At 57.1% G+C, this 23,635-nt stretch carries 19 protein-coding genes; 9 read left to right on the top strand and 10 right to left on the bottom strand.

Annotated elements, in window-relative coordinates:
- Window positions 1-12: 12 nt before the first annotated feature.
- Window positions 13-1,191, bottom strand: a complete 1,179-nt coding sequence (locus tag RISK_RS06620; RefSeq protein ID WP_053061082.1) for a TIGR01212 family radical SAM protein — start codon at window positions 1,189-1,191, stop codon at window positions 13-15.
- A gap of 518 nt (window positions 1,192-1,709) precedes the next feature.
- Here RISK_RS06620 and RISK_RS06615 point away from each other — a divergent pair.
- On the top strand, window positions 1,710-2,165 hold the full coding sequence (locus RISK_RS06615; RefSeq protein WP_047813579.1) for an FHA domain-containing protein: 456 nt from the start codon (window positions 1,710-1,712) through the stop codon (window positions 2,163-2,165).
- 161 nt (window positions 2,166-2,326) lie between these two features.
- On the opposite strand, the gene RISK_RS06610 is transcribed toward RISK_RS06615, so the two are convergent.
- Window positions 2,327-2,770 (bottom strand): thioredoxin family protein, encoded by a 444-nt coding sequence (locus RISK_RS06610; protein ID WP_047813467.1) that lies wholly within the window; start codon window positions 2,768-2,770, stop codon window positions 2,327-2,329.
- Between the two features lie 739 nt (window positions 2,771-3,509).
- Between RISK_RS06610 and RISK_RS06605 the strand changes: the two genes are divergently transcribed.
- Together RISK_RS06605 and RISK_RS06600 are read left to right on the top strand one after the other, a co-directional pair.
- Complete coding sequence (locus RISK_RS06605; protein WP_047813466.1) at window positions 3,510-4,271, top strand: hypothetical protein; 762 nt, start codon at window positions 3,510-3,512, stop codon at window positions 4,269-4,271.
- Between the two features lie 8 nt (window positions 4,272-4,279).
- Window positions 4,280-5,707 (top strand): O-antigen ligase family protein, encoded by a 1,428-nt coding sequence (locus RISK_RS06600; protein ID WP_047813465.1) that lies wholly within the window; start codon window positions 4,280-4,282, stop codon window positions 5,705-5,707.
- Here RISK_RS06600 and RISK_RS06595 read toward each other — a convergent pair.
- The gene (locus tag RISK_RS06595; protein WP_047813464.1) at window positions 5,684-8,443 is read right to left on the bottom strand and encodes a phosphoenolpyruvate carboxylase; all 2,760 of its coding nucleotides are present in this window, start codon (window positions 8,441-8,443) and stop codon (window positions 5,684-5,686) included. The genes RISK_RS06600 and RISK_RS06595 overlap by 24 nt on opposite strands.
- 299 nt (window positions 8,444-8,742) lie before the next feature.
- On the opposite strand from RISK_RS06595, the gene RISK_RS32135 reads away from it, so the two are divergent.
- Window positions 8,743-8,961: a hypothetical protein gene (locus tag RISK_RS32135; RefSeq protein WP_047813462.1), complete on the top strand. Its 219-nt coding sequence runs from the start codon at window positions 8,743-8,745 to the stop codon at window positions 8,959-8,961.
- A gap of 411 nt (window positions 8,962-9,372) precedes the next feature.
- Here the strand turns inward: RISK_RS32135 and RISK_RS06580 are convergent, their stop codons facing one another.
- The 5 genes from RISK_RS06580 to RISK_RS06560 all read right to left on the bottom strand — a co-directional run bounded on the left by RISK_RS06580 (window position 9,373) and on the right by RISK_RS06560 (window position 15,452).
- The gene (locus RISK_RS06580; RefSeq protein ID WP_047813461.1) at window positions 9,373-10,482 is read right to left on the bottom strand and encodes a Gfo/Idh/MocA family oxidoreductase; all 1,110 of its coding nucleotides are present in this window, start codon (window positions 10,480-10,482) and stop codon (window positions 9,373-9,375) included.
- Complete coding sequence (gene lpxA, locus RISK_RS06575) at window positions 10,479-11,288, bottom strand: acyl-ACP--UDP-N-acetylglucosamine O-acyltransferase (protein WP_047813460.1); 810 nt, start codon at window positions 11,286-11,288, stop codon at window positions 10,479-10,481. The genes RISK_RS06580 and lpxA overlap by 4 nt, the downstream gene beginning before the upstream one ends.
- Window positions 11,289-11,361: 73 nt before the next feature.
- Window positions 11,362-12,270 carry a UDP-3-O-acyl-N-acetylglucosamine deacetylase gene (lpxC, locus tag RISK_RS06570; protein ID WP_047813578.1) on the bottom strand — a complete coding sequence of 303 codons (909 nt, stop codon included), beginning with the start codon at window positions 12,268-12,270 and terminating at the stop codon, window positions 11,362-11,364.
- Between the two features lie 163 nt (window positions 12,271-12,433).
- Window positions 12,434-13,087 (bottom strand): OmpH family outer membrane protein, encoded by a 654-nt coding sequence (locus RISK_RS06565; protein ID WP_047813577.1) that lies wholly within the window; start codon window positions 13,085-13,087, stop codon window positions 12,434-12,436.
- A 139-nt stretch (window positions 13,088-13,226) separates the two neighbouring features.
- The gene (locus RISK_RS06560; protein WP_047813459.1) at window positions 13,227-15,452 is read right to left on the bottom strand and encodes a M28 family peptidase; all 2,226 of its coding nucleotides are present in this window, start codon (window positions 15,450-15,452) and stop codon (window positions 13,227-13,229) included.
- 346 nt (window positions 15,453-15,798) lie between these two features.
- Here RISK_RS06560 and rnc point away from each other — a divergent pair, with 346 nt between their 5' ends.
- Both rnc and RISK_RS06550 read left to right on the top strand, forming a co-directional pair.
- On the top strand, window positions 15,799-16,683 hold the full coding sequence (gene rnc / locus RISK_RS06555) for a ribonuclease III (protein ID WP_047813458.1): 885 nt from the start codon (window positions 15,799-15,801) through the stop codon (window positions 16,681-16,683).
- Between the two features lie 167 nt (window positions 16,684-16,850).
- On the top strand, window positions 16,851-17,810 hold the full coding sequence (locus RISK_RS06550; RefSeq protein WP_047813576.1) for a DMT family transporter: 960 nt from the start codon (window positions 16,851-16,853) through the stop codon (window positions 17,808-17,810).
- An 82-nt stretch (window positions 17,811-17,892) separates the two neighbouring features.
- On the opposite strand, the gene RISK_RS06545 is transcribed toward RISK_RS06550, so the two are convergent.
- Window positions 17,893-18,150, bottom strand: a complete 258-nt coding sequence (locus RISK_RS06545) for a hypothetical protein (RefSeq protein WP_047813457.1) — start codon at window positions 18,148-18,150, stop codon at window positions 17,893-17,895.
- 432 nt (window positions 18,151-18,582) lie between these two features.
- On the opposite strand from RISK_RS06545, the gene RISK_RS06540 reads away from it, so the two are divergent.
- Window positions 18,583-20,022: a hypothetical protein gene (locus RISK_RS06540; protein ID WP_236696086.1), complete on the top strand. Its 1,440-nt coding sequence runs from the start codon at window positions 18,583-18,585 to the stop codon at window positions 20,020-20,022.
- A 238-nt stretch (window positions 20,023-20,260) separates the two neighbouring features.
- Window positions 20,261-20,989 carry a hypothetical protein gene (locus tag RISK_RS06535; RefSeq protein ID WP_150122507.1) on the top strand — a complete coding sequence of 243 codons (729 nt, stop codon included), beginning with the start codon at window positions 20,261-20,263 and terminating at the stop codon, window positions 20,987-20,989.
- A gap of 76 nt (window positions 20,990-21,065) precedes the next feature.
- On the opposite strand, the gene RISK_RS06530 is transcribed toward RISK_RS06535, so the two are convergent.
- Window positions 21,066-22,577 (bottom strand): polysaccharide lyase, encoded by a 1,512-nt coding sequence (locus RISK_RS06530; protein ID WP_047813455.1) that lies wholly within the window; start codon window positions 22,575-22,577, stop codon window positions 21,066-21,068.
- Window positions 22,578-22,916: 339 nt separating this feature from the next.
- Here RISK_RS06530 and RISK_RS06525 point away from each other — a divergent pair, with 339 nt between their 5' ends.
- On the top strand, window positions 22,917-23,546 hold the full coding sequence (locus tag RISK_RS06525) for a hypothetical protein (protein ID WP_236696085.1): 630 nt from the start codon (window positions 22,917-22,919) through the stop codon (window positions 23,544-23,546).
- Window positions 23,547-23,635: the final 89 nt, after the last annotated feature.

The following is a 23,635-nucleotide window of genomic DNA, read 5'->3' as shown; positions in this document are numbered from 1 at the left end:
CGTGGCAGGTCGTCACTGCATCTTCAGCACCGGCAGTCGACCACGTGTATCGATGCGATTGCGAATCGATTCTGGTGTGGCATCGTCTGGTCGAGGTCGTTGCATCGGAGGGACCTCCGGCGGCACGAAGTGGTCGCCTTGCCGTGAATCGCGGCGGTCAAATTCCGCTTCAATCTCTCGACGAATGTTTTGTTTGTCCGCGCACCATTTCGGTTCGATCAGATAATTGGGCGGTGCGTCGCCACTGACCCGTTCGACGATCACCTCTGGTGGAATGCGTTCCAGGAAATCGACGACGGTGCGAACGTAGTCTTCACGTTTCATCATCTGAATTTTGCCCGCCAAGACTTCTTCCCCCAGCGGCGTTCCGCGAACGCTGTAGAGATTGTGAAGCTTGATCGCATCGAAACCCAGACGACCGATTTCAACCGCCGATTCCATCATCATCGCGTGATCTTCGCGGGGGACACCCAAGATGATGTGTGAGCAGCATTCAAATCCGCGACCTCGGGAACGGTCGATCGCGTTGATCATATCGGCGTGGGTATGAGCCCGGTTCATCCACTCGAGCGATTCGTCGTGAACGGTCTGCATCCCAAATTCCAGCGACACGTCGTGGTCAACGGCCAGTTCTTGGAGCAGATCCAGGACACTGTCGGGAACGCAATCGGGCCGAGTGCCGACGGCCAAGCCCACGATTCGATCGTCCGAATGCAACGCGAGGTCAAAGATCTCTCGCAATTGCTCGATGGGAGCGTAGGTGTTCGTTGCTGGTTGGAAGTAGGCAATGTAACCACGGACGTCGTTGTAGCGTTTTTGAACGCGGCCGATTTGTTCGCTCAGCTGATCCGCGACGCGCTGCAAACGCACGCGTCGGGAGGGACTGAAGGACCGGTTGTCGCAGAAATTGCAGCCGCCCGTCGTGACCGCTCCGTCCACGTTGGGGCAAGTGAATCCCGCATCGATGCTGACACGCTGAATCCGCCCGCCATGTCGTCGACGAAGCGACTTTCCAAATGCATTGAACCGAGCACCCTCTGCCTGCCAAGCCAACCGGGAGTGATCGAGAACGATCGCCGAATCGAGGGCGGGGGTGGCGGAACGATCGGGGGATGATTGCTCAGAGGGTGATTTCATCGCGGAATTGTACCGTGGAGACGTCGGAAACCAACCGGCGACGCCGAGGGGCATGACAGACGCTTTGCCCGATGATTTTCAGCGTCGACTCGCTGGGCAGCGTCCCTTTCGGTGAAGGTGGGTTCGCTCCCCTGCCCGCTTTGGAGGTCGGGCCGTTTCGAAGTCTTGAATTGCCAGGCGTTTGTCATCACCCTCGCCTTGGGAGGGTCGAGCGAAGCGTGGGGAGGGTGGGGAGGGTGAAGTAAAACTGCACGACCTCTTTCGGGGACGGAAGTTGGTTTTGGGCCAAGCAATCAAATCGCACAACCAAACTTCAAAGCGAACGCGCCGGGGGATGGACGCTGCCAAGTGAAGCGGTCGGTTGAGTCGGTCGCTGACGGCCGTTTCGGAGAATCTTCCATTTTCCGCGAGCCTTCCAATCAGAACAGGCGTCAAAATAGGAAAAGAAAGCCCTGTGATTGCCTTCCAACCTTCCCCGTCGGGGGGCGTGAAGGCTGGCCCGTCGCTCATTGCGAGAATACAATGCAGCGTTTCAAGTCATCATCCCTCCTTCTTTGAAGCTCAACGTCATCATGAGTGCGGAAGACGCCCCTCAATTTGCTGGTGCCTTTGGTCAACTGACGCCTTTGGGCGGCGGGGACCCGATCCCGCTGGTCAAAGACAAATTGCTTTTTGGTCGCCGGCGACACTGCGATATCTGCTTGGACTTCTCCAACGTGTCCAGCCAACATTGCCGAATGACCCTGGAACAGGGGTATTGGTTCATCCGTGACCTGAACAGCCGCAACGGAACCAAGGTCGATGGTCGTGCGATCATGCGCAAAAGAGCGGATCCCAACTGCAAAATCTCGATCGCAAAGCACCACTACACGTTGGAGTATGAACCGCAATTGTTGGGAGCTTATGGGCCACCACCTGCGGATGACGATTACATCGAAGAAGTGATGAAGAGTTCGTTGATGGATCGGGCTGGGATCAGTCGGCGGGATCCCAAGAAGGGGTTCTTCAACCGAAAATCGGAAGACTGATCGCTCGCGACGGGAATCGGCGGCGGTTTTCGCCGTTGATCCGTTCGGATGGCAACACAACAAAAAAGGCACGTGCGAACAATGCTCGCACGTGCCTTTTTTATGAATTGGGCTGTTGTGCTTGGGATCGCCCTCTCGGGCGTTTCCAAGCGAAGCCTTGATCAACCGCGACCCAAGGTGGCGGTGACTCGTTTGATCAGGGAGCGAACGGGCTGAACCGGTTGGTATCCCGTCAACTTGCGGCGACTCCAACGACCGTCTGCCGTTTTGCTGTAGAGGATGATCTGCGGGATCATCTTTTCGCCTTCCATCAACGTTTCGGCGAGTTCTGGTTCCGCATCGCGGTTGACCAAAGCAACACTGACTCCGTCAAGTTCGCCACTGTTTTGCATGTTGGCGATGGTTGTTTTCTTCAACGTTTCGCAAGCGGGGCACCACGGTGCTCCGACCACGACCATCAGTGGTTTGTCTTCCTCGACCGACTTTTTGTAGGCGAGTGTGTAGTTCTGGTCTGGCGTCTGTGTGGACGCATGATGGGTGACCTCGGTCGTAACAGAGCCGTTGGTCGCCATAGCGATTGTGAGACCCAAGAACAGTGACAGCATCCCAAGCTTCCTCATACAACGTGTGAAGCGTCGACGGTTGCGGCACCATGCCGGCATCGAGCTGGGCAAGCGAGTGACTGACAGCCTCAGAGTCCCTGAGGGCGGCAGATCATCCGCAATCCATGTCCTAGCTCAAGAAAAGTTCGATGAGTGGTACCGCCGAAACGCTTGTGCAACGAAACACGCCCAACCCATTTCGAGTTCCTCTCGAAGGCACTGGCGAATTCGCAATAAACGCTGAAAGTCGGCTCCGGTCGATGACATCCTGATCGACGATGGAAATGACCTCGGCCCGAAAGGAAAACGTCTGACGCAGTTCGGTCCCCGTTCAGGGGGGATGGCCAAACTGTGCCGATCGCGTTGACCGGACAGGCTGGGCGGGATTCTAGGACTGCAGCAAATGCGTGCAAGTATCCGCACTCGCCTTTTGGCAATTTCATGGCAGGGGAGGAATGTGGACCGCTATGGGGCGATAAAAGAGTCGCGTGCGACGCTCGTGTGTGAAAATAGGCAAGTCTGGTGAGTGCGAGATGGCACGAGCGAGCGGAAGGTGGCAGTTTTCGCTCGCTGGACGCCTCTCGGGCAGACGTTTCGCGGATTCGCTTTCGAGGCGTTCACACCGCCGTCCCGGACGCTTGTTAATCGCTTTTTCCGTTTCGCGGGTTGAGAAATGGCGGGATTGCTGGCAAGTTCTTCGATTGTTCCGCCGAGTTGTTCTCCCTCATCCACCAGTAGCTCCATGCAACCGCCCGCAGTCCCGGCCGTTCCCCCTGACCACCCCGGCCTCGAAGCGTTGCTTCGGCGGATGGGCGAAGCCGTCGGGATCATGGACGACACGGTTTTTGAGAACGACAAGTTTCTCGGTTTCTTTCAGTCTTTTCGTCCCGATGGACGTGGCTTGGACGGCGTGTTTGACGAGCTGGATTGCGGGCCAGAACTGGGACAGCGCCTGGAACGCTTGTTTGAAATCGCCGGGGATGACCGGCGGCCTCAGGGCGGTCGCGATGCATTCTTCTTGGTTCGATCGCCTGAACCGATCGATCCAGCGGTGGTCGAGTCCAAGGCGGTGGAGTGGACGGAACGCATGGCCGAATTGGCCGACAAGCTGGGGGATCCCGAGGCGGCTGGACGCCTGCGATCGATCACCAAGCACCGGGTTTTGGAAGGCATTGCCCCCAAACACCCTCGGCAAGATCATGAGAAAACGGAGCTGCTGAAAACGTTCCAGAATGTTGTCGAGCAACTGGTCACGCGAATCTCGACGCCTGAACCCTTCGCAGAATCACTTCGTGCTCCTTTTTACTTCATTAGCTGCGACGCTGGTGTTCGTGATCATTTGATGTGGCCGTTGTACCGGGACCACTTGGCGGCAAGTTTGGTCGGTGTGGATCAAGGGGAGCTGGAAGAACCGTTTCAGCCTTACTTTGATCTCTGGTCCCACGGCGTGAAATTTCGCGTCTATCAAGAAAATCAAGTCGACTGGTACATGCCACGTCTATAGTGGGCCCGATGTCACCCTCGTCTTCTCAGCCAACGTTTGCGAGCCCCGGTTCCGCGGTTCCCGACTCGGTCGTCGCTTCCCTGGATGCGGCGGAAGCAGACGCGTTCCCGGACGGTGACATGGGCGCCATCCATGAAGTTGAGCCTCCTTCCGGGAATGGCCCCAGGTCTTCCTCCGGTGACGGTGGTTTCATTCACGCGATTGTTTTCGTGGTTGTGATGATGGCGATGTTCATCAACCCCATCGAACCGAAGACCAGTGCCGAATTCGATCGGGCGACCAGCAGCCTGAATGTGCTGACGCTGGCAAAACTTGCCATCGCCGCGGCCGCCAGCGGTTTGGGAGGAATCGCGTTGTTGGTCAGCCCGCGAACCCGGCTGTTGCTCGGCAGTCTCCCGGGACTTGGACTGCTCGCACTCGGCGGTCTGTTCTGTATCACCAGTCTGTTTGCCATCGAAAGCAACGCGACCATCAGTCGCGCGTCAGCATTGATCTTTGTTGGCTACCTGCTTTTCACCGCGATGGCGCTGGCCACGTTGGGACCACGACGCATGCTGGCGGCGATCGTTGCAGGAACGTCGCTGTACATGTTGGTGACCTGGGGCCTGTTCGTGCTTGTTCCCGAAATGGGGACGTTCGAGGAATACATTAGCGCGACCGAAACGGTCCAGCGAATGGGCGGCACGGGGCACCCGAACAACATCGCGAAAACGGCGATCGCAATTGGGTTGGTTGGCGTGGCCATGTACTTGGGACGCACCGATTCATTGATCTCCGTGGGCGTCCGTGGGCCGTGGCAGCGACTGGTGTTGATCGCCATCATGGTGCTTGCCGCAGCCACGGTCGTGGCAACGCTCAGCCGAACGGCCATGCTGGCGGGGATGGCCGCCGGGGGCGTTTTGCTGATCGATCGTCTTTACGGACGAGGCGGGTTGGCCCTTGGGATCATCGGAATCGCATCTGCCGCGGGGCTGGTTCTGGCGATTTCACTGTTCACCGGAGAAGGCCCTTTCTCGGAGTTCGCGGTCAATGCGGTGACCAAAAGCGGTGATGTGGAAGAACTCACCTCGCTCACCGGCCGAACCACGATCTGGGAAGAAGCCATTGGACTGATCGCGGTGCGCCCGCTCACTGGATACGGGATGGACAGTGCCGCCAGTGTCATGAGCCGCGAAGCAACCGGGACTCACAACTTGTTGTTGCACGTCACCTTTTCCGCGGGAGTCTTCGCCTGCTTGCTGATGCTGTTGATGCTCGGATGGTCGTTGGTGTTTGGAGCGACCTCGCCACAGGAATGGATCCGCACTGTCCTGACCTACGTGTTGGTGTCAGGACTCGTCGAGGACACGATCATCGAGTCGTTTCCAACCACGCTGACCGTCCTTTGGATGGCCGCGTTGTTGGCACCGGCGTTAGCCGGTCGTTCCCAATCCTGACGCGATCGCATTGACGCTCAACAGCAAGGCGGGGAGCAATGCATCGGCTTGTTTGTGCTCGCCCATCTTGTTGTAACTACGCCAGCGCTGCAGCAGGGAGATCTGTTGGCGGTGCAGCAAACGCAGACCCTCGCTTCGCAGTGCGATCATGCGTTGCACGTTGGGACGCTGGGTTTCCAGCGGTCCACCATAAACTGCTTCGACCATCTCGCAAGCCAGCGTCCATTGCGATTCGATGTCGCTGACAAAGTGTTCTCGCAGTGTTTCGTTTTCAACCAGCATCGCGTATTGCTTCATCACTTCAATGTCGACCGCTGTCACGCTGGTCGCCACGTTGCTGATCAAGTAGTGGAGTGGCGCCCAGTCGCGGAGTGCTTCTTTGACGGCCGCGAACTCATCGGGGCATTCGGTTTGCAACTTTTTCAGAGCGGTCCCGACGCCGTACCAACCTGACAGGTAGCAACGGGCTTGACCCCAACTGAACACCCACGGGATGGCTCGCAAGTCATCCAGCGTTTGCTGGCCGGTTCGACGGGCCGGACGCGATCCGATGCGGCTTTGTTCAATTGCATCGATCGGCGTGGCTTCGCGAAAGAACTCGACGAAGCCGTCGCTGTGAAGCAATTCGTGGTAGGTCGATCGAGCCCAGGCGGCCAGTTTCACCAGCGTCGGTTCCAGCGGATGTTCAGGTTCCTCGGATCGCGAATCGGCCAACGATTTTCGCGTGACTCCCGCGAGGAACAGCTCCAGGTTGTAGATCGCGGTCGGTTCGTGAGCGTACTTTTGAGCGATCGTCTCGCCCTGTTCTGTGAGCCGCATGTCACCGCCGATCGTGTGATCGGGAAGACTCTTGATGAACCGGTGCGTTGGCCCGGCACCGCGGCTGATCGTGCCGCCGCGGCCATGAAAGAATCGGGCGCGAACGCCGTGGGAACGAGCCGCCTGAGTCAGTTTTCGCTGAGCGTGACGCAGCCCCACGAGGCTGGCCAGAATCCCGCCATCCTTGTTGCTATCGCTGTACCCAATCATGACTTGTCCGACCGGAGTCGTCGCCCCTTCTCGTTGGGCAATCGCAGCCAAGCTGTTTCGCGTGATCGGGTGTTGAAGGAATCCGTCGTAGATCTCCGGCGAGCGTTCGAGGTCATCGATCGTTTCGAACAACGGGACCACCGGCAGCGGGCAAACCACTCCCGATTCGGTCCGTTGCAACAACCCGACTTCGCGAGCGAGCAAGTAGACCGCCATCAAATCCGATGTCTTGCGGGTCATGCTGACGATCAGCGCTCCCAGTCCATCGGCACCATGTTGCGAGCGATACTCGGTCACCACGCGCAGCGCTCCGAGCACCGCATCGGCTTCTTCGCCAGCGGATGCATCAGGGTGCGTCAGTGGTCGCGAACTGGCTAGTTCCTCGTTCAGGAAAGCCATCCGTTTGTCTTCATCCCAGCTGGCAAATTTCCAGTCTGCCATGCCAGCGGCTCGCAGAAGTTGTTCGATCGCGGTGTCGTGTTTGGCGCTGTTTTGCCGGATGTCCAGCACTGCCAAGTGGAAACCAAACGTTTGAGCGATTCGCATTGTGGGAGCCACAGCACTGGTCGCCACATCGCCCAGATCGACCGCCACCAAGCTTTCGTGCAGGCAACGGAGATCCGCCAGCAATTCGCGTGAACGTTGGTACGTGAATTGTTCCTTGCCGTTTGCCCTCGTCGACTCGGATGGCAAACTGGCTAGCATCAGGTTGATGAACTGACGCCAAGGTTCATTGGGGTTCCGCGAAATTGCGGCGGCTCCGGTGCTGCCCATCGCATGGGCTCGTTCTGCAATGCGGGTGAGGAAATCACTGGTCGGCGGCAACCAATAGGCCGACACGCTGGTCAAACGCGCCAGTTGAACCAGCTCCTCTCGCATCAGTTCGACCGCACCACGGCGAAGCTGCATCAGCGTTTCTTCGGTGACTTCAGGCGTGACCAATGGGTGCCCGTCGCGGTCGCCGCCCACCCAGGTTCCGAACGTCAATCGCGGCAACGCCAAGGGATCTGCGATGGCCTTTTCGCTCAGTCCGACCTCTCGCCAAGCTTGCCGCAAGCGTTGATCAAGTGGTTGCAAGGCTTTGGGGAAGACGACCGTCAAGTAATCCATCACATTGCGGCGTTCGGATTGCAGGTCCGGTTTGTCGAGGTAGATTTCGCCGGTTCGCCACAGGATGCTGAGCACCGATTCAATCGCTTGCTCGTTCTCAGATCGCCGCCATGGGGGAAGGTCTTCCTGGTGTCGAAGTTGGAAACGGCGGAAGAGGCGACGGTGGTGAGCCAACACCGTGGCTCGTTTGGCCTCGGTGGGGTGTGCGGTCAGCACGAGTTCGACTCGCATCGATGGAAGTTCTGCGGCAATCATGTCCGCGGTCCATCCCTGGTCGATCAGTTGTTGCAGGCTCTCGCCCCACAGCGCGGGGAGATCAGCCATGCCGGTCTCAGATTCAATGCGGTCTCGAAACTGAGCGGCAGACCCCTGTTCGGCCATGCTCAACAATTGGAAGGCAATGGAATACGCCTGAGTCAGCTGAACCGAATCAGCCGGAGCTTTTGCGGGATCGAGCTTGCAACCCGGGACCGGCAACAGCTCTGCCAGTTTCTCGTCGCCCCCCCGCTGCAGAACCGTCTGCAGCGCGGACAGCATCCACTGCCAGTCACGATTCAGTTGGTCGACATCAAGGGCGAGAATATTGGCTGATACCATCGGGGCAATTCAATGTGGAGAATAGGAGAATGAGGTCGCGACTCAATTGCATCATCGGGTCTCGTCAATCAAACGAATCGTCGGGTATCTCGCGTTCTTTGCCAATGGTGACAGCGCATAAAAAAACGAGCGCTGTTCGTGAACAGCACTCGCTCTTATTCTCGGTCAAACGTCGATTCCGAATCAGGTTGGGAATCAACGATGTCCGGTGATTCAGTTGCAGCAAGGGGTTGGGCAGCACTTTTTGGCTGCGAAACGAGCCTTGATCTTTGCGAACAAGCCACATTTTGGCTTGGCACATGGGTCGCAGCAGACAGGTGCTGGTTCGCAGCAAACTGGAGCTGGTTCGCAGCAAGGAGCTGGGGCAGGTTCGCAGCAAGGTGCTGGAGCTGGAGCTGGTTCGCAGCAAACGACTGGTGCAGGTGCTGGTTCGCAGCAAACTGGAGCTGGTTCGCAGCAGACAGGTGCTGGTGCTTCGCAGCAAACTGGGGCTGGTTCGCAGCAGCTGTTCTTTTTGAAGCATCCGAACAAGCCAGCTTCGGCTTGTGGAGCAACGGCAACGCTGGAAACAGCGAACAGGGCGACAACCATGATCGATCGAATCATCTAAACTCTCCTAGACTAGGTGGAAATGCCTCAAACACGCGCGGAGGCAATTTGGGCAGAGTTTAGGTCTCACGCAGCTTGCGTCAACCATAGCAATTGCACCGGGAAAAACGATTAAAACGTCTTTTCGGGCAGTTCGCTTGCGGTTTTTGAGCGTTTTTACGCGACTGTGTTCAAATTGGGAACGCAGCCGCGTCAGGATGCCGCACCGGGCCCCTTAGCAAGATTTCCTGCCTCAACCACCCAATTTCAACATTTTGACGCTGATTGAGCCGGTTCACGAGGCAATTTCTACGCTTTTCGACTGAGGGAGGCAGCGAAAATCAAGCCGCACGGCGACCTGGGGTCGCTGTGTCTTCGCGTCGGGTGGGCTGGTCCAAGCGTCGTCGTGGAATCGCCAAGGGGCCCCGTTCATCTGCTCCGGCGTACGAATACCAGGCCCGTTCATCGATCGCGTCCAAGATGGAGCTGGCAACCTTCACGGCGCGAGCCCCGGCGGAACCGTCAACAACCGGTGAGGATCCGCTTTCGATGCTGATGACAAAGTCATGCAGTTCGTCCAGGATCGCGTTTCGAGGTTGCAGTTCGTTGACTTCGCAATGCAGGTGCTCGCTGAACAACGCGTCGGCGTAACCCAGGGGGTTCTCCGTTTGTTCGTTGAGCTCGAATTGTCGAGTCGTGAGCGTTTCGCTGGCGCGAACGGTCGCCAGGGATGGCTTGCCGAAATCGATTTGTGCAAAGCCAGCGGGGCTGAACAGAGTCATGTCGCGAGCAGGCAGTGGGCTGACGCGAGAAGCCTTGAGGTTGGCGACCATGCCGCACTCGAATTCGATGCGTGCTTCCGCGATGTCTTCGTGGTCGCTGACAACCGAAATTCCGCTGGCGGAAATGGATCGGACGGCGGACTGAGTCAGTGACAGGACGAGGTCCAAGTCGTGAATCATCAGGTCCATCACGACGCCGACGTCCAAGCAGCGGCCTGGGAATCGAGAGGCCCGTGTGGCTTCGACGTACTTCACGTCGACACCAAAGTCTTCCAGCGATGTGAACGCTGGGTTGAATCGTTCGACATGGCCGACTTGCAACACGACGTTTCGTGTGGATGCCATCAATGCCAGGCGGCGTGCGTCGTCGGACTCAGCAGCCAGTGGCTTTTCAACCATCAGGTGTTTGCCCGCTTTGATCAGCGTCGAGGCGATCTCGGCGTGATAGTCGGTGGGGGCCGCGATGATGGCGGCGTCGATGTCTTCGATGACATCGCGATAATCAGAGTGAGCTACAACGCCGTGCGTGTCGGCGACTGCCTGGCACGCGGCCTGGACGGGATCGCAGACGGCGACGAGGCGAGCGCCATCGACTTGTGAAATCAATTTCGCGTGGATGCGGCCCAGATGACCTGCACCGATGACGGCGACTCGCAATTCCCGGTTCATGCTGCTTTCTTTCTTCTATCTCGGCCTCGGCCGGCACGACCAAGGCAACTGTTGTCTAAACAATCAAATAGGTGCCGCAACACGGGGCGGATCGGACCTGTCGCAAACAATTCATCGCGAGCGGGTTCCACGCCGATACGTTTCCGATACAGCAAACGAAAAGCCTGTGTCAACACAGTAATGTCATCTTCCGTGTAGTCATGGCGTTTCAGTCCCACTGTGTTGATGCAGCGAGGACGAGCGTCAGCTCCATCGACGATGACAAAGGGAGGCACGTCTTGAAGGATGCGAGTCATCGCACCGACAAAGCTGAGCGTTCCGATCGAAACGAATTGATGCACGCCGGCTCCGCCTGCAATGGTGACGTCGTCAGCGATGTGGGCGTGACCGCCAATCATGCAGTTGTTCGCCAGCACGATTCGCGAACCGATGTTGCAATCGTGCGCAATGTGGGTGCCGGTCATCAGGTAGTTGTGATCGCCGACGCGAGTCACACCGTCTTCTTTTTCGCTGGCGCGGTTGATCGTGACTTGTTCGCGGAAGACGTTGCCGTCGCCGATCTCCACACGCGTGGGCGTGTTCCGATAGCTGACGTCTTGCGGGTTGGTGCCGATCGAAACGTGCGGGAAGATTTGGTTGTCGCAACCGATCGAAGTGACACCATCAAGGGTCACATGATCTCCCACTCGTGTGCGGTCGCCCAACTTGACATTGGGGCCAATGACACAGAAGTGTCCAATTTGGACACCTTCGCCAATTTGCGCACGAGGATCGACCACGGCGGTTTGAGCGATACTAGCACTCATAGTTGGATCCTTGGTGCGTTGTTCTGAGGTTGAGTTGCGAGAGGGAAGTGAGTCAAAGTTCCGAGTTGATCTATCATGCGGCTCGCCGTTGCTGCAGGCCAATGGTTTGATTGGCACGTTGATTCCGTTGTTGTTGCTGAGCAAGTTCAGCCAAGCGAACGGCAACCATGCCGTTGAGTTGGTGCCCACCTCGGACGGAAGAAAACTGTCCTATCAAAGTGACGCCCGCCAAGGAAAGGTCACCGATCAAGTCCAGCGTTTTGTGCCGAGCGCACTCGTTGCGGAATCGATATTCGTTGTCGACCGGTCCTTCGTCGCTGATCACCAAGAGGTCTTGGTGGGTGACGTGGGAGGCGACGCCGGACTGGCGGAGTTGCAAGGCTTGATCGGCAGTCACGAACGTGCGTGCGGAGGCGACTTGTCTTGCGAACGTGTGCGGTGTGGGAACGCAGCGGAAGGATTGCTCCCGAATGGCACTGTCGGGGCCGTAGTCCAGGTGGTATTCGTAAGCGGCTTCGCCTTGCGTGGTGGGCGAAACGTCGATGTACCCGCCACCGTGTTCTGTGCGGAATGAGTCGCGAATGATCAGGGGTTGGGAAGCGGCGGCTTGGATGACCAGGCCTGCTTCTTGCAACGCCTCGACGTAGGGCAGGGAGCTTCCGTCTAACCCAGGGAGTTCCTCGGAGCTGATTTCGACACGGCAGTTGTCGATTTCCAGGCCTGCGAAGGCGGCCAGCAGGTGCTCGACCATTTCAAATTTGGCCGGACCGTTGGCAAGGTTGGTTCGGAACGAAACGCCCGTGGCGAAGTGAGTGTTCGCAGGGCATTCGGGTTCGCCAGGCAAATCGGATCGCACGAGAACGATTCCGGTTCCGGCAGGCGCGGGGCAGCAGGTGACGCGGACGTCCTTGCCGCTCCAGTAGCCGCGGCCGCTGATCGCACAGTTCGAGGCGATAGTGTGTTCGTTGCGAATCCCCATCACGCTGCGAGCCTCCTTGCACGCGAGCGAAGCCTGATTGTCATCAACGGAGTGACGATGTGCCCCATTGGTATTCTTGGAGAGCGTCACGAATCCTTGTGGCGCTCGGTCGGTGGCTCAAGCGATGCTCGAGCCACCTTTCAAATTGTCAGTCAGGGCGACTGGATCACTGGCGGTTTGGCGTTCCGCCAGGCTTGACAGCCAACAGTTTCTTGTCGAGGTAGCTCATGACCGCACCGGTCATGTCCAGTTGCTCGTCGTGATAGACGATGTTTCGCATCACGCCACGGATGACCGACTCGCCTTGTGCCAGGTCCATGTCTTCGCTGTTGTAACGCAAAACCAAGTTGATTTTGTGGTACTCGGCGATCGCTTGAACGCCGGAAGTGATGAGTTTGTAGTTGTCGTAGTAGATCTTGGCTTCGCGGTCGGCGAGCTCTTTGCGTTTGCGAGCCATGTCCAAACGAAGTTTGGATTCCATGGATGCGACGCGTTCTTCTTGAGCGGTGTACTCAGGGGAGTTGGGTTGGAAGGTTTTCAGCTTTTCAGCCGCTGCCTTCAACTCTTCTCGTTTCGCTGTCAGTTCGGTGTCGAAGGACTTCAAATTGTCCTCCACCGCCTTGACTTGCTGTTTGATACCTTCGTTGTTTTTGAAGATGTACGCGACATCCACAACGGCGATGCGATGGCCTGCGTCTTGGGCGGATGCCGAAGTCGGTGCCAATACGCTGACGGTGGTCATGGCCATGGCGATGGCCGAAAGAACGATGGTTCGCACGTCCGCTACTCCTTGCGTGGTGAATGCGATTGTCTGATTCATGCCCGCTTGATTGGCTCCGGTTTCCTCACCGAAATCAAGCATTGCTGCCGGTCATTGTGTCAATCCGTTCCAACCGCTTCAAGGCGGATCGGGGCGGTTTGCACAGCAGTTTAGCATTTTTCTTGGCGTTTTATCTTGTTCATCTTGCCCGAAGTCGCACCATCAATTCCATCTCTTCTTCATCACGCTGGATTGTCAGTCGCAGCGAGTCTCCGGGTGACTTCGGTCGAAGTTCTTCCCGCAGATCGTTGACAGTTTGAATGGTCCGGTCTCCGGCTTTGATCAACTGATCGCCCACTTGGACGCCACCTTCCTTTGCAGCACTGGGATCCATCACTCCGGCGACTTGGTTGGAATTGGGATCCATTTGGATGCCCAGAACCACTTTCATCTGATGCCGAATCTGAAAGTCTTTGTTGGTCTGCGTGTACGGAGGGCGCTCGTCCATCGTGGCGACACGATTGGCGGCCTGAGAAACGATATCGGTTATGCGGGTCATCCCGTCCAGGTTAAGTTTCTCAAAATCATCACTTGGACGGTGATAGTCACTGTGCAATCCGGTGAAGAAGAACAGAACAGGGACGCCAGCTTCGTAAAACGAGGCGTGATCGCTGGGCCCATATCCGGTTGAAACGAGGTTGAGTTTGAACGGTCGCGAGGTTTGCTGCATGCCTTTGTTCAGGCCCAGGACCAGTGATTCGAAGCCCGTGGCTGTTCCGGTCCCGTAGATGGTCAGTTCGTTGTCGCGAAGTCGGCCGACCATGTCCATGTTCAGCATCGCGACCGTGTTCGAAATCGGGAATCGAGGCTGGGAACAGTAGTGCTTGCTGCCCAGCAATCCACGTTCTTCGCCGGTGAAGGCGATGAACACGATTCGTCGGTGATCGGTCGTCCGGTTCAGTTCATCCACGACACGTTCAGCGACGGCCAGCATCGTCGAGGTGCCTGAGGCGTTGTCATCAGCCCCGTTGTGGATCTCGATCGTTCCAGGGGCAAGCGAACCCATGCCGCCCATTCCAACGTGATCGTAGTGAGCCCCGATCACGATGGTTTCATCGGCCAGCTTGCCTTTGCCTTCCAGCACACCCAACACGTTGGGGCTGGTCGCGGTTGCTTTCGTCAGTCCCACCTGGAGACGACCACGCAGTCCGGTGGATGCAATCACTTTCGGCTTGTAGTCCGCGTCAATGGCCTCTTCGACCGCGGTCAGACCCTTCGCAAACAAGGCTCGCGAGTCGTCGTCCTCGTTCGTCGATGGCAGGGAAGCCATTTGCTTCAGCAAGTGATCGGCGGCTTCCCTCGAAATCGACGCGACGGGGATGGCGGGACGGCGAGATGACTTGCCCGTCTGCGGGTCGGTGACCTTTTCGTTGCCCTGGAGAGGCCGCATCCCGGCTTCGGCGACACCGAGCATTCCCCACTTGGCTTGCGCCACTTCCTGTTCACGATTGCCCAGCATCTCGTTGACTCGATCAAGTTGCTTGGTCAATGCCGTTCGCAGATTGGTGGCTTCGGCAGGCAACGCGTTGAGCTGAGTCGTTAACGCTTGGAGACGTTTTTCTTCGGCTCGATAGCGTTGGTGGATCGCTTGCACCATGCGTTCTGTGCTCACCGGATCGTTGACGAGCAGCACGCCCACGGCGCCCTGGTCGATCGCGGTTGAAACTTTGGTGTCAAAGAAGGCATGGCGGGTGTTCTTCACGCCATCGAAGGGGCTGTTTGGGTCCGCGAAACCAGGCTCTTTGCGAAGCATCATCACAATTTTGCCTTCGACGGAACCGTTTTTCTCGGAGGGTTGCTCGCCGCTGGCCAGTTGGAAAGCCGCGTAATCGTCGTATCCCAGATCTGCTGCGCGGATGCCGTATCCCACCCAAACAATGTGGGCTTCGACGTCGCCTTGGGTGGTGCCAATTGCCAGCGGCATGAATTGGTTTTCCAGTTCGATCGCGGTCGGTTCCGTCCCGGGGGACGACCAGCGGAGGCGATTGTCAGCCGACGAAGTCGGTTGCGATCCCGTGGCCATCTCCACCGGTTGCATCGGGGAATCGCCGTACAGGCGCGTTTCCAATCCGATTTCGCGATATCGTTCGGCAATGTAATCCGCCGCTTTCAGGATCTCGGGGCCCACCGCGCTGCGCCCGGCCAGTTCTTCGCTGGTCAGGTACCTCAGGTCCTTTGCCAGTGATTCGGCTGACGCCGCCGGAGAGCGGGTGCCCTCTGATTTCGCGACGGATTTTGGCGTCAACTCTTCTGCGTTGAGGGAATGCATCGCCATTCCAAACCCGAGCAGGGCGATTCCCAAGCGGTAAAAAGCGAGCGAGGCTCGGTTCCCAGGCGTGCCAATCGTGTGCCTTCGCGTCATCATTTGCTTCCAGAGGTAGTGACAGAGATCGTTTCGCGAGAAGGTGTGGGGTGCACCTCGTTATACCTGTTGAAGTCGGCTGTTTGTTCGGTCGGTCCAGTCGACTTGCTGTGCCAGATTGAAACTTAGTTCGAAGCAAACCTGCATTCTCGTTGCCAAAACACCCGTTTCCCAGATAGAATTTGCGTTTGGAAGAGGGAGATGCGATTGCTGCATTGGCGATCATTCCCTCCCACCAGTCGCTCACCGGTGGCCGAGACAACCTCTTGTTTCGGTCACCGGCGCGGGACTGAAGATTTGACACTCCTGTCGTTTCTTCCCCATCCCACTCTCTGAGGTCTCCTTGCGCGTGTCACCCTCGTCACCGAAATCTTCTCGTGATCCATCACGAGAATCGCTGTCGCCATCGGCGTTGGAAACGAAACTGGCGAACTCCAACGAGTTCTCTCCCTCCTCGGATGAAGCTGAGGATCAGGCCATTCGATTGGTGGACGCTTCTGACGACGAACCGTACGCCGATGCCTTCGCAAAGATTCAGCGTTGCCAGGAGATTCTGGGCTACGACTTTCAAGACCTGGATCTGCTGCGGTCGGCTTTGACCCACGCTTCTGGGGCATCCAATCGATTGGCCAGCAATGAGCGTCTGGAGTTTCTCGGTGACTCGGTTCTCGGGCTGACCGTTTGCGAATGGTTGTTCAACGAATACCCCGAATACAGCGAAGGCGATTTGACGAAGATTAAATCCGCTGTCGTCAGTCGTCGTTCGTGTGGCAAAGCCGCCTGCAAACTTGGGCTGGATCAATGCCTGATCGTTGGCCGTGGTGTGACCCGAAATCGAAGCTACCCCAAGTCACTGGTTAGCGACGTCTTCGAGGCTGTCATTGCAGCCTTGTACATTGATGGTGGGCCTGAGATCGTGCGCAACCGATTGAAGGATTGGTTGGCCGATGAAGTCAACTTGGCCGTTGACACGCAAGGGTCCGGGAATCACAAATCTGTTTTGCAGCAATACGCTCAGCGGGAATTGTCCGCGACGCCTGTCTACAGACTGATTCGCGAGACGGGACCGGACCATCGCAAGATGTTCTTGATGGGCGCGATGGTGGACGATCGCAGTTTCGCTCCCGCGTGGGGCAACAACAAAAAAGACGCCGAGCAGCGTGCCGCTGCCAACGCGTTGGCTGAGTTGCACGGCAATTCAGTGCCGTACGACAGCGATCAACCACCGGTTTAGTGGACGGCTTGGGAGTCAAAGCGAAGCCGGGCCGAGCAGCTTGCTTTGAGTGAACCGAAAAATCCAACGGGGTGTCACGTCTGTGGAATGTGGACGGGTTGCGACTTCTTTGTCGCGTTGCGACTCTGACGCCACTCCGCCCGCAGTTCGTTCAATTGAGTCCTTCCGTGACCACGGAAACCACCGCCGCTGATTTGACACCCACCTCCGATTGGGTCCCCGTGCGATTTTCATGGGGAGTGATGTTGGCCATCGTGGGGACATTTCTGTTTGCACTGAAGTCGATCTTCATCAAGTTGGCGTTTGCCGCGGGGGCTGACGCAACACTCTTGTTGGCCATTCGCATGGTGTTGGCCGTTCCCTTTTATGTGGTCGTGTTCGCCACGCTCTTGAGGAGGAGATCATCGGCAGACGCCGAATCTGCTTCGCCCGCCCTTCCCGTTTCGATTGTGATTCGGTCATTGTTGCTTGGTTTTTTGGGCTACTACCTCGCGTCGTACTTGGATTTGTCGGGGTTGGAATTCATTTCAGCCCAGTTAGAACGGCTGACGTTGTTCACCTACCCGGCCATGGTCGCGGCTTTGGCATGGATGTTTCTTGGCGAGCAAGTCAACGGAAAGATTCTGGCGGCGATCGGGTTGTCGTACCTGGGCGTGTGGTTGATGTATGGCCAGGAGCGTTCGTTCACACCTCACGCCAATACAGGTTGGGGGGTGTGCTTGGTGTTTGGTGCGGCGCTGAGTTATTCACTGTACGTGTTGTTCGCCAAACCGGTGATGCAGAAGATTGGCAGTCGAGAATTCACCAGCCTGGCGATGATTGGATCGACGTTTTTCGTCGTGATTCATTTTCTCTGCACGCATTCGTTCAGCGATTTTTTTGATGCCCAGCCAATTGTCTACGTGTATGGATTGGTGCTTGCCTTTGTTTGCACCGTGATCCCAAGCTTCATGATCAACGAGGCAATCTTGCAGATCGGAGCGACCCGAACCACCGTCATCGGTTCGGTCGGCCCTGTGCTAACGATGTTATTGGCGGTCATGGTTCTCGAGGAGCCATCTTCCTGGCAGCACTTCGCCGGCATGGCGATCGCGATTGTCGGCGTCAGCTTGGTCGCCAAAAAATGACCCTTCTTCCATTCGGTGCCAGCCACCTTCCGGATTGAGCCACCTTCCGGATTGGCAATCCCAATTGGAGACTGGGTTCCCGCTAATCCCGGCGTTTTGCGGCTTCGATCAGGGCATCAATTTCCAGAACGTGCGAATGCGGGAGGCGATTCCGCCGATATTTGTTGTTGATGATTTCGTGCAGGGTCTCGAGATCATCCAGCGGGATGGCAGGAAACGTGGTCCACTCGGTTTCCGACTTGAGTCGGGACCGAAGCTGCCATTTCCCGGCATGTCGCGTCACAGTGACCAGACGCCTCTCGCCTTCGTCAGTGGTCTCGTACCATTCGTGTTTCTTCATGAATCACCGAGCCTAAAGGCCTGCGACTCAGAACTCCTGTCGCAAGCGTGAGATGAACTGCAAAGAGAATCCGCAGCAGGAACGGACGAATTCTGGATTCACAGAATGATGTCAACGGAGCAGCATCAAAGACACGTAAAACAGTCCCCGGTTTCACTTCGCGCAAGCCGTGATCACGAATGCACATCGCTCGCTCTGCCGCCGAAAAGGATATCAATCGGCGGCTTCATTGGATAGCCATTCCCTGCGCGAGATCCGCAGGGCAATCACCGAGAGATGCACACTCCAATTTGAGCGACGGAAACTGATTTTGGTGGGTGGCACCAAACAGGAGGAGTCATGACACGTTTCGGGGCGTGATAGAATCAGGCGGGACGGCAAGCCGTGTTGTGCCTGCCGTCAGCGAAAAAATGGTCTCCCGGAGTCTTCGACGTGAACCAGAACCAAGCTTTCATCGACCAGGATCGACGTAGGTTCCTTCGAGCTTCCGCTTGGGGCGCCGTCGCGACAACCGTTGCCGGCATCGGAATGCCCCGCGTTGCCTCCGCTGAAACACAGGGGCGAAACGCCTCCGTTCCGCTGCCAACCCGCCCAGCGAACGTTCACGTGCTGATGCCACGCGACCGAGTGCCGTTGTCGTTCATCATCGATGACTCGACATGCCTGGTGAACATGGGCCATTTTTGCAATCCGCAATTCGCTGCCGCTTGGCCAAATCGCACGGAATATCAAAAGCCATGGAAATCATGGCCGCGTGAGATCCCCGATGCCTTCGTTCGTCAGTTCGGAGAATGGTGTGCCGAACACGGGGTGAAGGGCAAGTACAGCATCGTTCCGAACCCGGCCTGCGTCGGTTGGCTCGATCGCGAATTGCCGGGGTGGTCGCGATCCGAACTGCAGTCCAGCTTGAACTTGGTCCGTGAGTTGATGCTTCCCAACTGGGACATCCATCCGGAGATGATCACACACACTCGCGTGATCGATCTGAAGACCGGCAAGCCGATGGAAGCGATCAGCGCCGCAACCATGGAAAATTCGTACCCGCAGGAAAAGAAAAGCGTGGACGAATTGGCGGCGTACCTAGCCTATGCACTTCGCATTCTGAAGAACTGTGACCTCCCCTGCGAAGGTGTCACCACTCCCGGCGGATTTGGCAATGCGGTGAAAAGCGAATTGCCGATCGCGGTCGACCAAGCGGTTCGTGACGTCTATGGCGTCGAGTTGCCTCACTACTTTAAATACGTCATCTCGGGCGACGAGAGCACTGAACCCCAACTAGAAAATGTGCGAGGAATCGGAACCGACGACGTGCAACTGACGGTGAACGTGCCCGCAGGAACAGGCGATTGGTTTGGCGGTTGGCAAGGCGACTCACTCTCGGAACCAGATCGCTATTGCAATGCCGCTGCGACCAGCGGGCGGATGGTCGAGCTGATCCAGCGACGTCAACCAGCAGTCATGCTCTGTCACTGGCAGGGGATGTACAGCAACGGGAGCCAAGAGGGTTTCCGCTCCTTCCAGCGCGTGGTGCAGTCGCTGGCGTCACAATACAAAGACGACACCATTTGGATGAAGGTCAGCGAGATGGCTCGTTATTGGGCTGCCAAGCTGTTGACCGAGATCGAACAGGTTGGCAACCAACTGACGCTCCGGGCCCCCTTCGCGACGGAGAGGTTCACGTTGCAAGTCGACGGTGCCTCGGGACCGGTCAGCGTCCAACAAGGAAGCGAGCGGACCGTGCTGAAGGAAGCAACTGACCGGTCGACGCTGAATTCAGGAACATGGGTCTCCGATGGCAAGACTCTCGTCGCTTGTTTTGACTTGCCGAAGGGAACCACCCATGTCCTGCTCGGCCAGACCCCTTCGAGTTGAATCCCAGAGTCTCTCAATGCAATCAAACGAAAGGCAATTCTCTGTCGCAAGCTTGCTCGTTCTGGTCATTCGTCGCGATTGTTCTCTTTTTCGTACTCGGGAGGACCATCATTCGGGCAAGCCTGTTTGGGAACGAACGCTTGCTGACTCAATCCCTGGTTGTCTCCACTACGATTTCCTGTTTTCTTGCGGTTTCGGTGGTGGGTGGGTATTTTGGCGGTCTCGCTGCTGAACTGGAATGAGTCTTGTCTTCGCCAAGCATTTCGACTGGCACATCACACTGAATCCACAAGCCACTCTTATGAAACGCATCCTGCTATTTCTTGCCTTCCTGGCCTGCTCGACTCACGCCGGAACTTCGCAAGATGCGGTGGAAGCGAATGCGTTTGAATCGGACGTCGCGAAAACTGCGATTGCCAAGTTTGACGAACGGTTGCGATTTCTTGACCGGAAACTCAAAGAGCAGATTTCACTTGCTCAAGAGACTTTGCGAAGCGATCTTGAGGCAGCTCTTTCCACGGTCGTCGAAGAGAAGGACTTTGCAGAAGCAAATCGCATCTCGGCTCTCCTGGATCGCAAGTTGGATTCGTTCGTTGAGCAGCGAACCCAAACAGGCTCCCAGGCAGAAGATGCTCCCGACGACGACAAGCAACTGATTGCGAACTTGAAGGAACACATTGCCGAGTTGAAAGCACAACGAAAAACTCCAGAACCACCGGACCCAGTGGTAGGACGCTGGGACTACGGCAACGGAAATGTTTGCGACTACACCCCAGATGGTCTCGTCGTTCTCCGCGGAAAGCCCATCGGACTTTGGGCCAAGGTGGGCAACAAGCAGTACCTCGTTGCGTTTCTTCGCAATTTTGCGGACGGTTCGTCAGAGGAAATCATGCTTCATCCCGATGGAAAACACGCGACGTCGGTCGGGAGCAAATCGAGCGTCCAACTCACCCGGATCGGGAAATAGGCCGCGACGAAACGGCAAGTTGACTCAATCACTCCGCCGTCATTGAACCATCACCCCGCCTGCACCACTCTGGGTCTCATGGCTGCTTGGCCATCGGCCCGATGTACTTCTTGGCGATCACCACGTTGTCCAGAAAGATGTGCTGGTCATGAGGCGATGCGGTTTTTCCGCCATGGTAGAGGTTCAGCCAGATTTGCTCGATTCGAAGTTCGTCCGTCAATCGAAACCGCACATCTGTTTTCTCAAACGCCAACTGCCCATCGACCCAGGCTCGCAAAATCCCATCCTTGTCACCGGGAGTGTTGAGTCGGCACTGTTGCTCAATGGCGTACCAGCGATTGGTTGTCAGGTACCCGCGGTACCCTTGGCTCCAAACCCAATTCGCTCCATAGGTGCCTTCCATGTCAGCGTGATAGCAATAGAACCCAATCGGGGTTCGTCCTGCCAAAGGATTGCCCTCTGGAATTGTCTGGCGGAACAATCCACGAGCCGACCAGCCGTCCTTGCCATTGCTCTTTCGTCCCCCCCAGCCAGCTCGACCGTAGGTCCCACTGATCCCCGGTAGCTTCCCGCCTTGGATGGTTTGATTCCAATCATCTGCCAACCGCAGGTAGTACCGAAAATAGACCTCTTCGGGCTCACTGCCGATCCGCTCCTCAAACTTGTACAGCGTGTTCAGGGCGGTGAACTCTCCTTGGGCGATTCGAGAACGCAATGCCATCCCTTGCAGAGGAAGAAAACCTTCTGACCGAGTGTCGGCATCCACCGTGTCCACTTTGCTGTCGGGTCCGGCCTGAGTCCATTCATTCTCCCAGTTCGGTTGTTCGAAACCCGTGGCGAAGATCACGTCTGGATCGTCCTCGATCCGGCGATCATTTTCGTACTTCGCCGCGATGCCGAAAACAGGCGAAGAAGGCAAAAAGCGTTCGCCCTGATTGCAGCGAAAGACACCCACACTGGCGGAACCAAATTGCTGAGTCGACTGCAACACCAGCTTGGCGTTGGTGATTGTCCCGATATCGGCCGCTTGGTTCATGTTGAATCGGATCAAGAGATTCTCCGACTCGGAAGAAACTCGCAGTTCGTCGGCTTGGCCCTGGCAACGATAAGTCGACTTGGGCAGGAACGTGTCAGCGACTGCGTCCAAACGGACTGCCCCCCCTTCGCCGGTCAATTCAAGCTTGGGATGCAGAGTCGCGTCTGAACTCTCACGGCTGCCAAATGCAATCCGGCCACTCCCATCGATGACACGTAGGAACACGCCTTGATCCGGGTGTGTTGCATCGCCCCACTGCTTCACCAGATTGGTCACATCCCAACGAACGGGTTTGCGAATGTCGTCGTCCACCACTTCGGCGACCGCATAGGCTACCTCACCTTGTTCGGTCCCCTCGGCGTCACACCAATCGCCCAAGAAGTGTTTCCAACGCAAGGATGCGGCCAGGTTGTAATGTTCGCGATTGGCTCCATCGTTGTGCTCGGCGGTGCCTTCCGCCCAATCGGACTGCTCCGCCATGGCTGAGAGGGTTCCTGTCGAAACCAAGACCGCGAAGAAAAAGAAAACCCGGCTGAGTGTGGAAGGCTGCATCGGATATCGGTATGGTCACGGGGGTGCGATATGAACAACGAACAATGTACCCCACCTGATCACAGCATGGCTGGACTCTTCCTGAAACCACAGCTTACAGTTTTCGATGGCCGTCGCTGTTTGGCTTGGCTCATTGTGCCGTGGTTGGCGTTTGGGTGGGTGCAATTGAGATTGCCGACCCGTTCCCTTGCGGAAGCTCCCAGCAAGGTGGAGACAGAACGTTGGCGGAACCAAACGCTTGCCTCCATCGCAACGAAGATCCGGGAAACCAAGTCGGATGCTGAACGCCTGGAATATTCAGCGAGGCAATCGTGGCTCCGTCGATGGAAACCAGGGCAGATGCCTTTGGCTCCCGCAGACGCACCGGATGAATCGGGGCTGGTGGAAGAGCCTTGGCTGCAAAAGCTGGAGCGTCCCGAATCCGTTGCCACCGATGCTTGGCAAGCGATGATTGATTTACAGGATCGGTTGCTCGCGTCCGACACCGACGACGACCGCAAAGACAATTTGCGGGCCACGATTGAGCTGGCCAGCCAACTGGAAGCGACCTTGGCCGCGCATCTTCCGGCTGATTCGCAATCGCTGACGACGCCGACGTCATGGGCTCTCGCGTTCACTCGTTACCGACTGGGGCGGGCGCTCGCGTATCGCGAATTGCCCGAAGTTCGAGAGCGATGGCCAATTGCCGATCCGGATCAATATCAAGCACAATTGGTCGCTGCCTTTGAGCGGTTGACCGAGCAAACGAAGGGGGATCGTCACGAATTCATCCTGCTGCAAGACCGGATGTTTCGGCGATCGGGCAAGAAAGGGCGAGCTCTGGAATTGCTGGAGGCCAATCGACATTCAATTGAACCGAAATGGTACCTCAAGAAGCGACGCGATCTGCTACAAGAACTCGGTTGGGATCCGCCCTATCGAGAAGCCGCCCAACGGTACCTGCAAGCCGGCTACGATGATGAATCGTGAAGGACCGATCCGAAATGAGCGACGAACACCTTGCCGCTCACAAATGAGATGCCCAAGCGGGTAAGTTGAAGACTGTGTCAGGCAACTTG

It is taken from the genome of Rhodopirellula islandica, from assembly GCF_001027925.1.
In the GTDB taxonomy this organism is placed as follows: domain Bacteria; phylum Planctomycetota; class Planctomycetia; order Pirellulales; family Pirellulaceae; genus Rhodopirellula; species Rhodopirellula islandica.
This window is presented reverse-complemented; position numbering and strand designations above follow the sequence as displayed.

What these genes read in the sequence shown, in the direction of transcription:
- RISK_RS06600 (WP_047813465.1), top strand. Translation starts at nt 4,280, where the DNA reads ATGTCACCCTCGTCTTCTCAGCCAACGTTTGCGAGCCCCGGTTCCGCG.
- RISK_RS06530 (WP_047813455.1), bottom strand. Translation starts at nt 22,577, where the DNA reads ATGCAGCCTTCCACACTCAGCCGGGTTTTCTTTTTCTTCGCGGTCTTG.
- RISK_RS06565 (WP_047813577.1), bottom strand. Translation starts at nt 13,087, where the DNA reads ATGAATCAGACAATCGCATTCACCACGCAAGGAGTAGCGGACGTGCGA.
- RISK_RS06560 (WP_047813459.1), bottom strand. Translation starts at nt 15,452, where the DNA reads ATGATGACGCGAAGGCACACGATTGGCACGCCTGGGAACCGAGCCTCG.
- RISK_RS06620 (WP_053061082.1), bottom strand. Translation starts at nt 1,191, where the DNA reads ATGCCCCTCGGCGTCGCCGGTTGGTTTCCGACGTCTCCACGGTACAAT.
- lpxA (WP_047813460.1), bottom strand. Translation starts at nt 11,288, where the DNA reads ATGAGTGCTAGTATCGCTCAAACCGCCGTGGTCGATCCTCGTGCGCAA.
- RISK_RS06535 (WP_150122507.1), top strand. Translation starts at nt 20,261, where the DNA reads ATGAGTCTTGTCTTCGCCAAGCATTTCGACTGGCACATCACACTGAAT.
- RISK_RS06605 (WP_047813466.1), top strand. Translation starts at nt 3,510, where the DNA reads ATGCAACCGCCCGCAGTCCCGGCCGTTCCCCCTGACCACCCCGGCCTC.
- RISK_RS06615 (WP_047813579.1), top strand. Translation starts at nt 1,710, where the DNA reads ATGAGTGCGGAAGACGCCCCTCAATTTGCTGGTGCCTTTGGTCAACTG.
- RISK_RS06580 (WP_047813461.1), bottom strand. Translation starts at nt 10,482, where the DNA reads ATGAACCGGGAATTGCGAGTCGCCGTCATCGGTGCAGGTCATCTGGGC.
- RISK_RS32135 (WP_047813462.1), top strand. Translation starts at nt 8,743, where the DNA reads ATGGGTCGCAGCAGACAGGTGCTGGTTCGCAGCAAACTGGAGCTGGTT.
- RISK_RS06595 (WP_047813464.1), bottom strand. Translation starts at nt 8,443, where the DNA reads ATGGTATCAGCCAATATTCTCGCCCTTGATGTCGACCAACTGAATCGT.
- RISK_RS06525 (WP_236696085.1), top strand. Translation starts at nt 22,917, where the DNA reads ATGCCTTTGGCTCCCGCAGACGCACCGGATGAATCGGGGCTGGTGGAA.
- RISK_RS06610 (WP_047813467.1), bottom strand. Translation starts at nt 2,770, where the DNA reads ATGCTGTCACTGTTCTTGGGTCTCACAATCGCTATGGCGACCAACGGC.
- RISK_RS06545 (WP_047813457.1), bottom strand. Translation starts at nt 18,150, where the DNA reads ATGAAGAAACACGAATGGTACGAGACCACTGACGAAGGCGAGAGGCGT.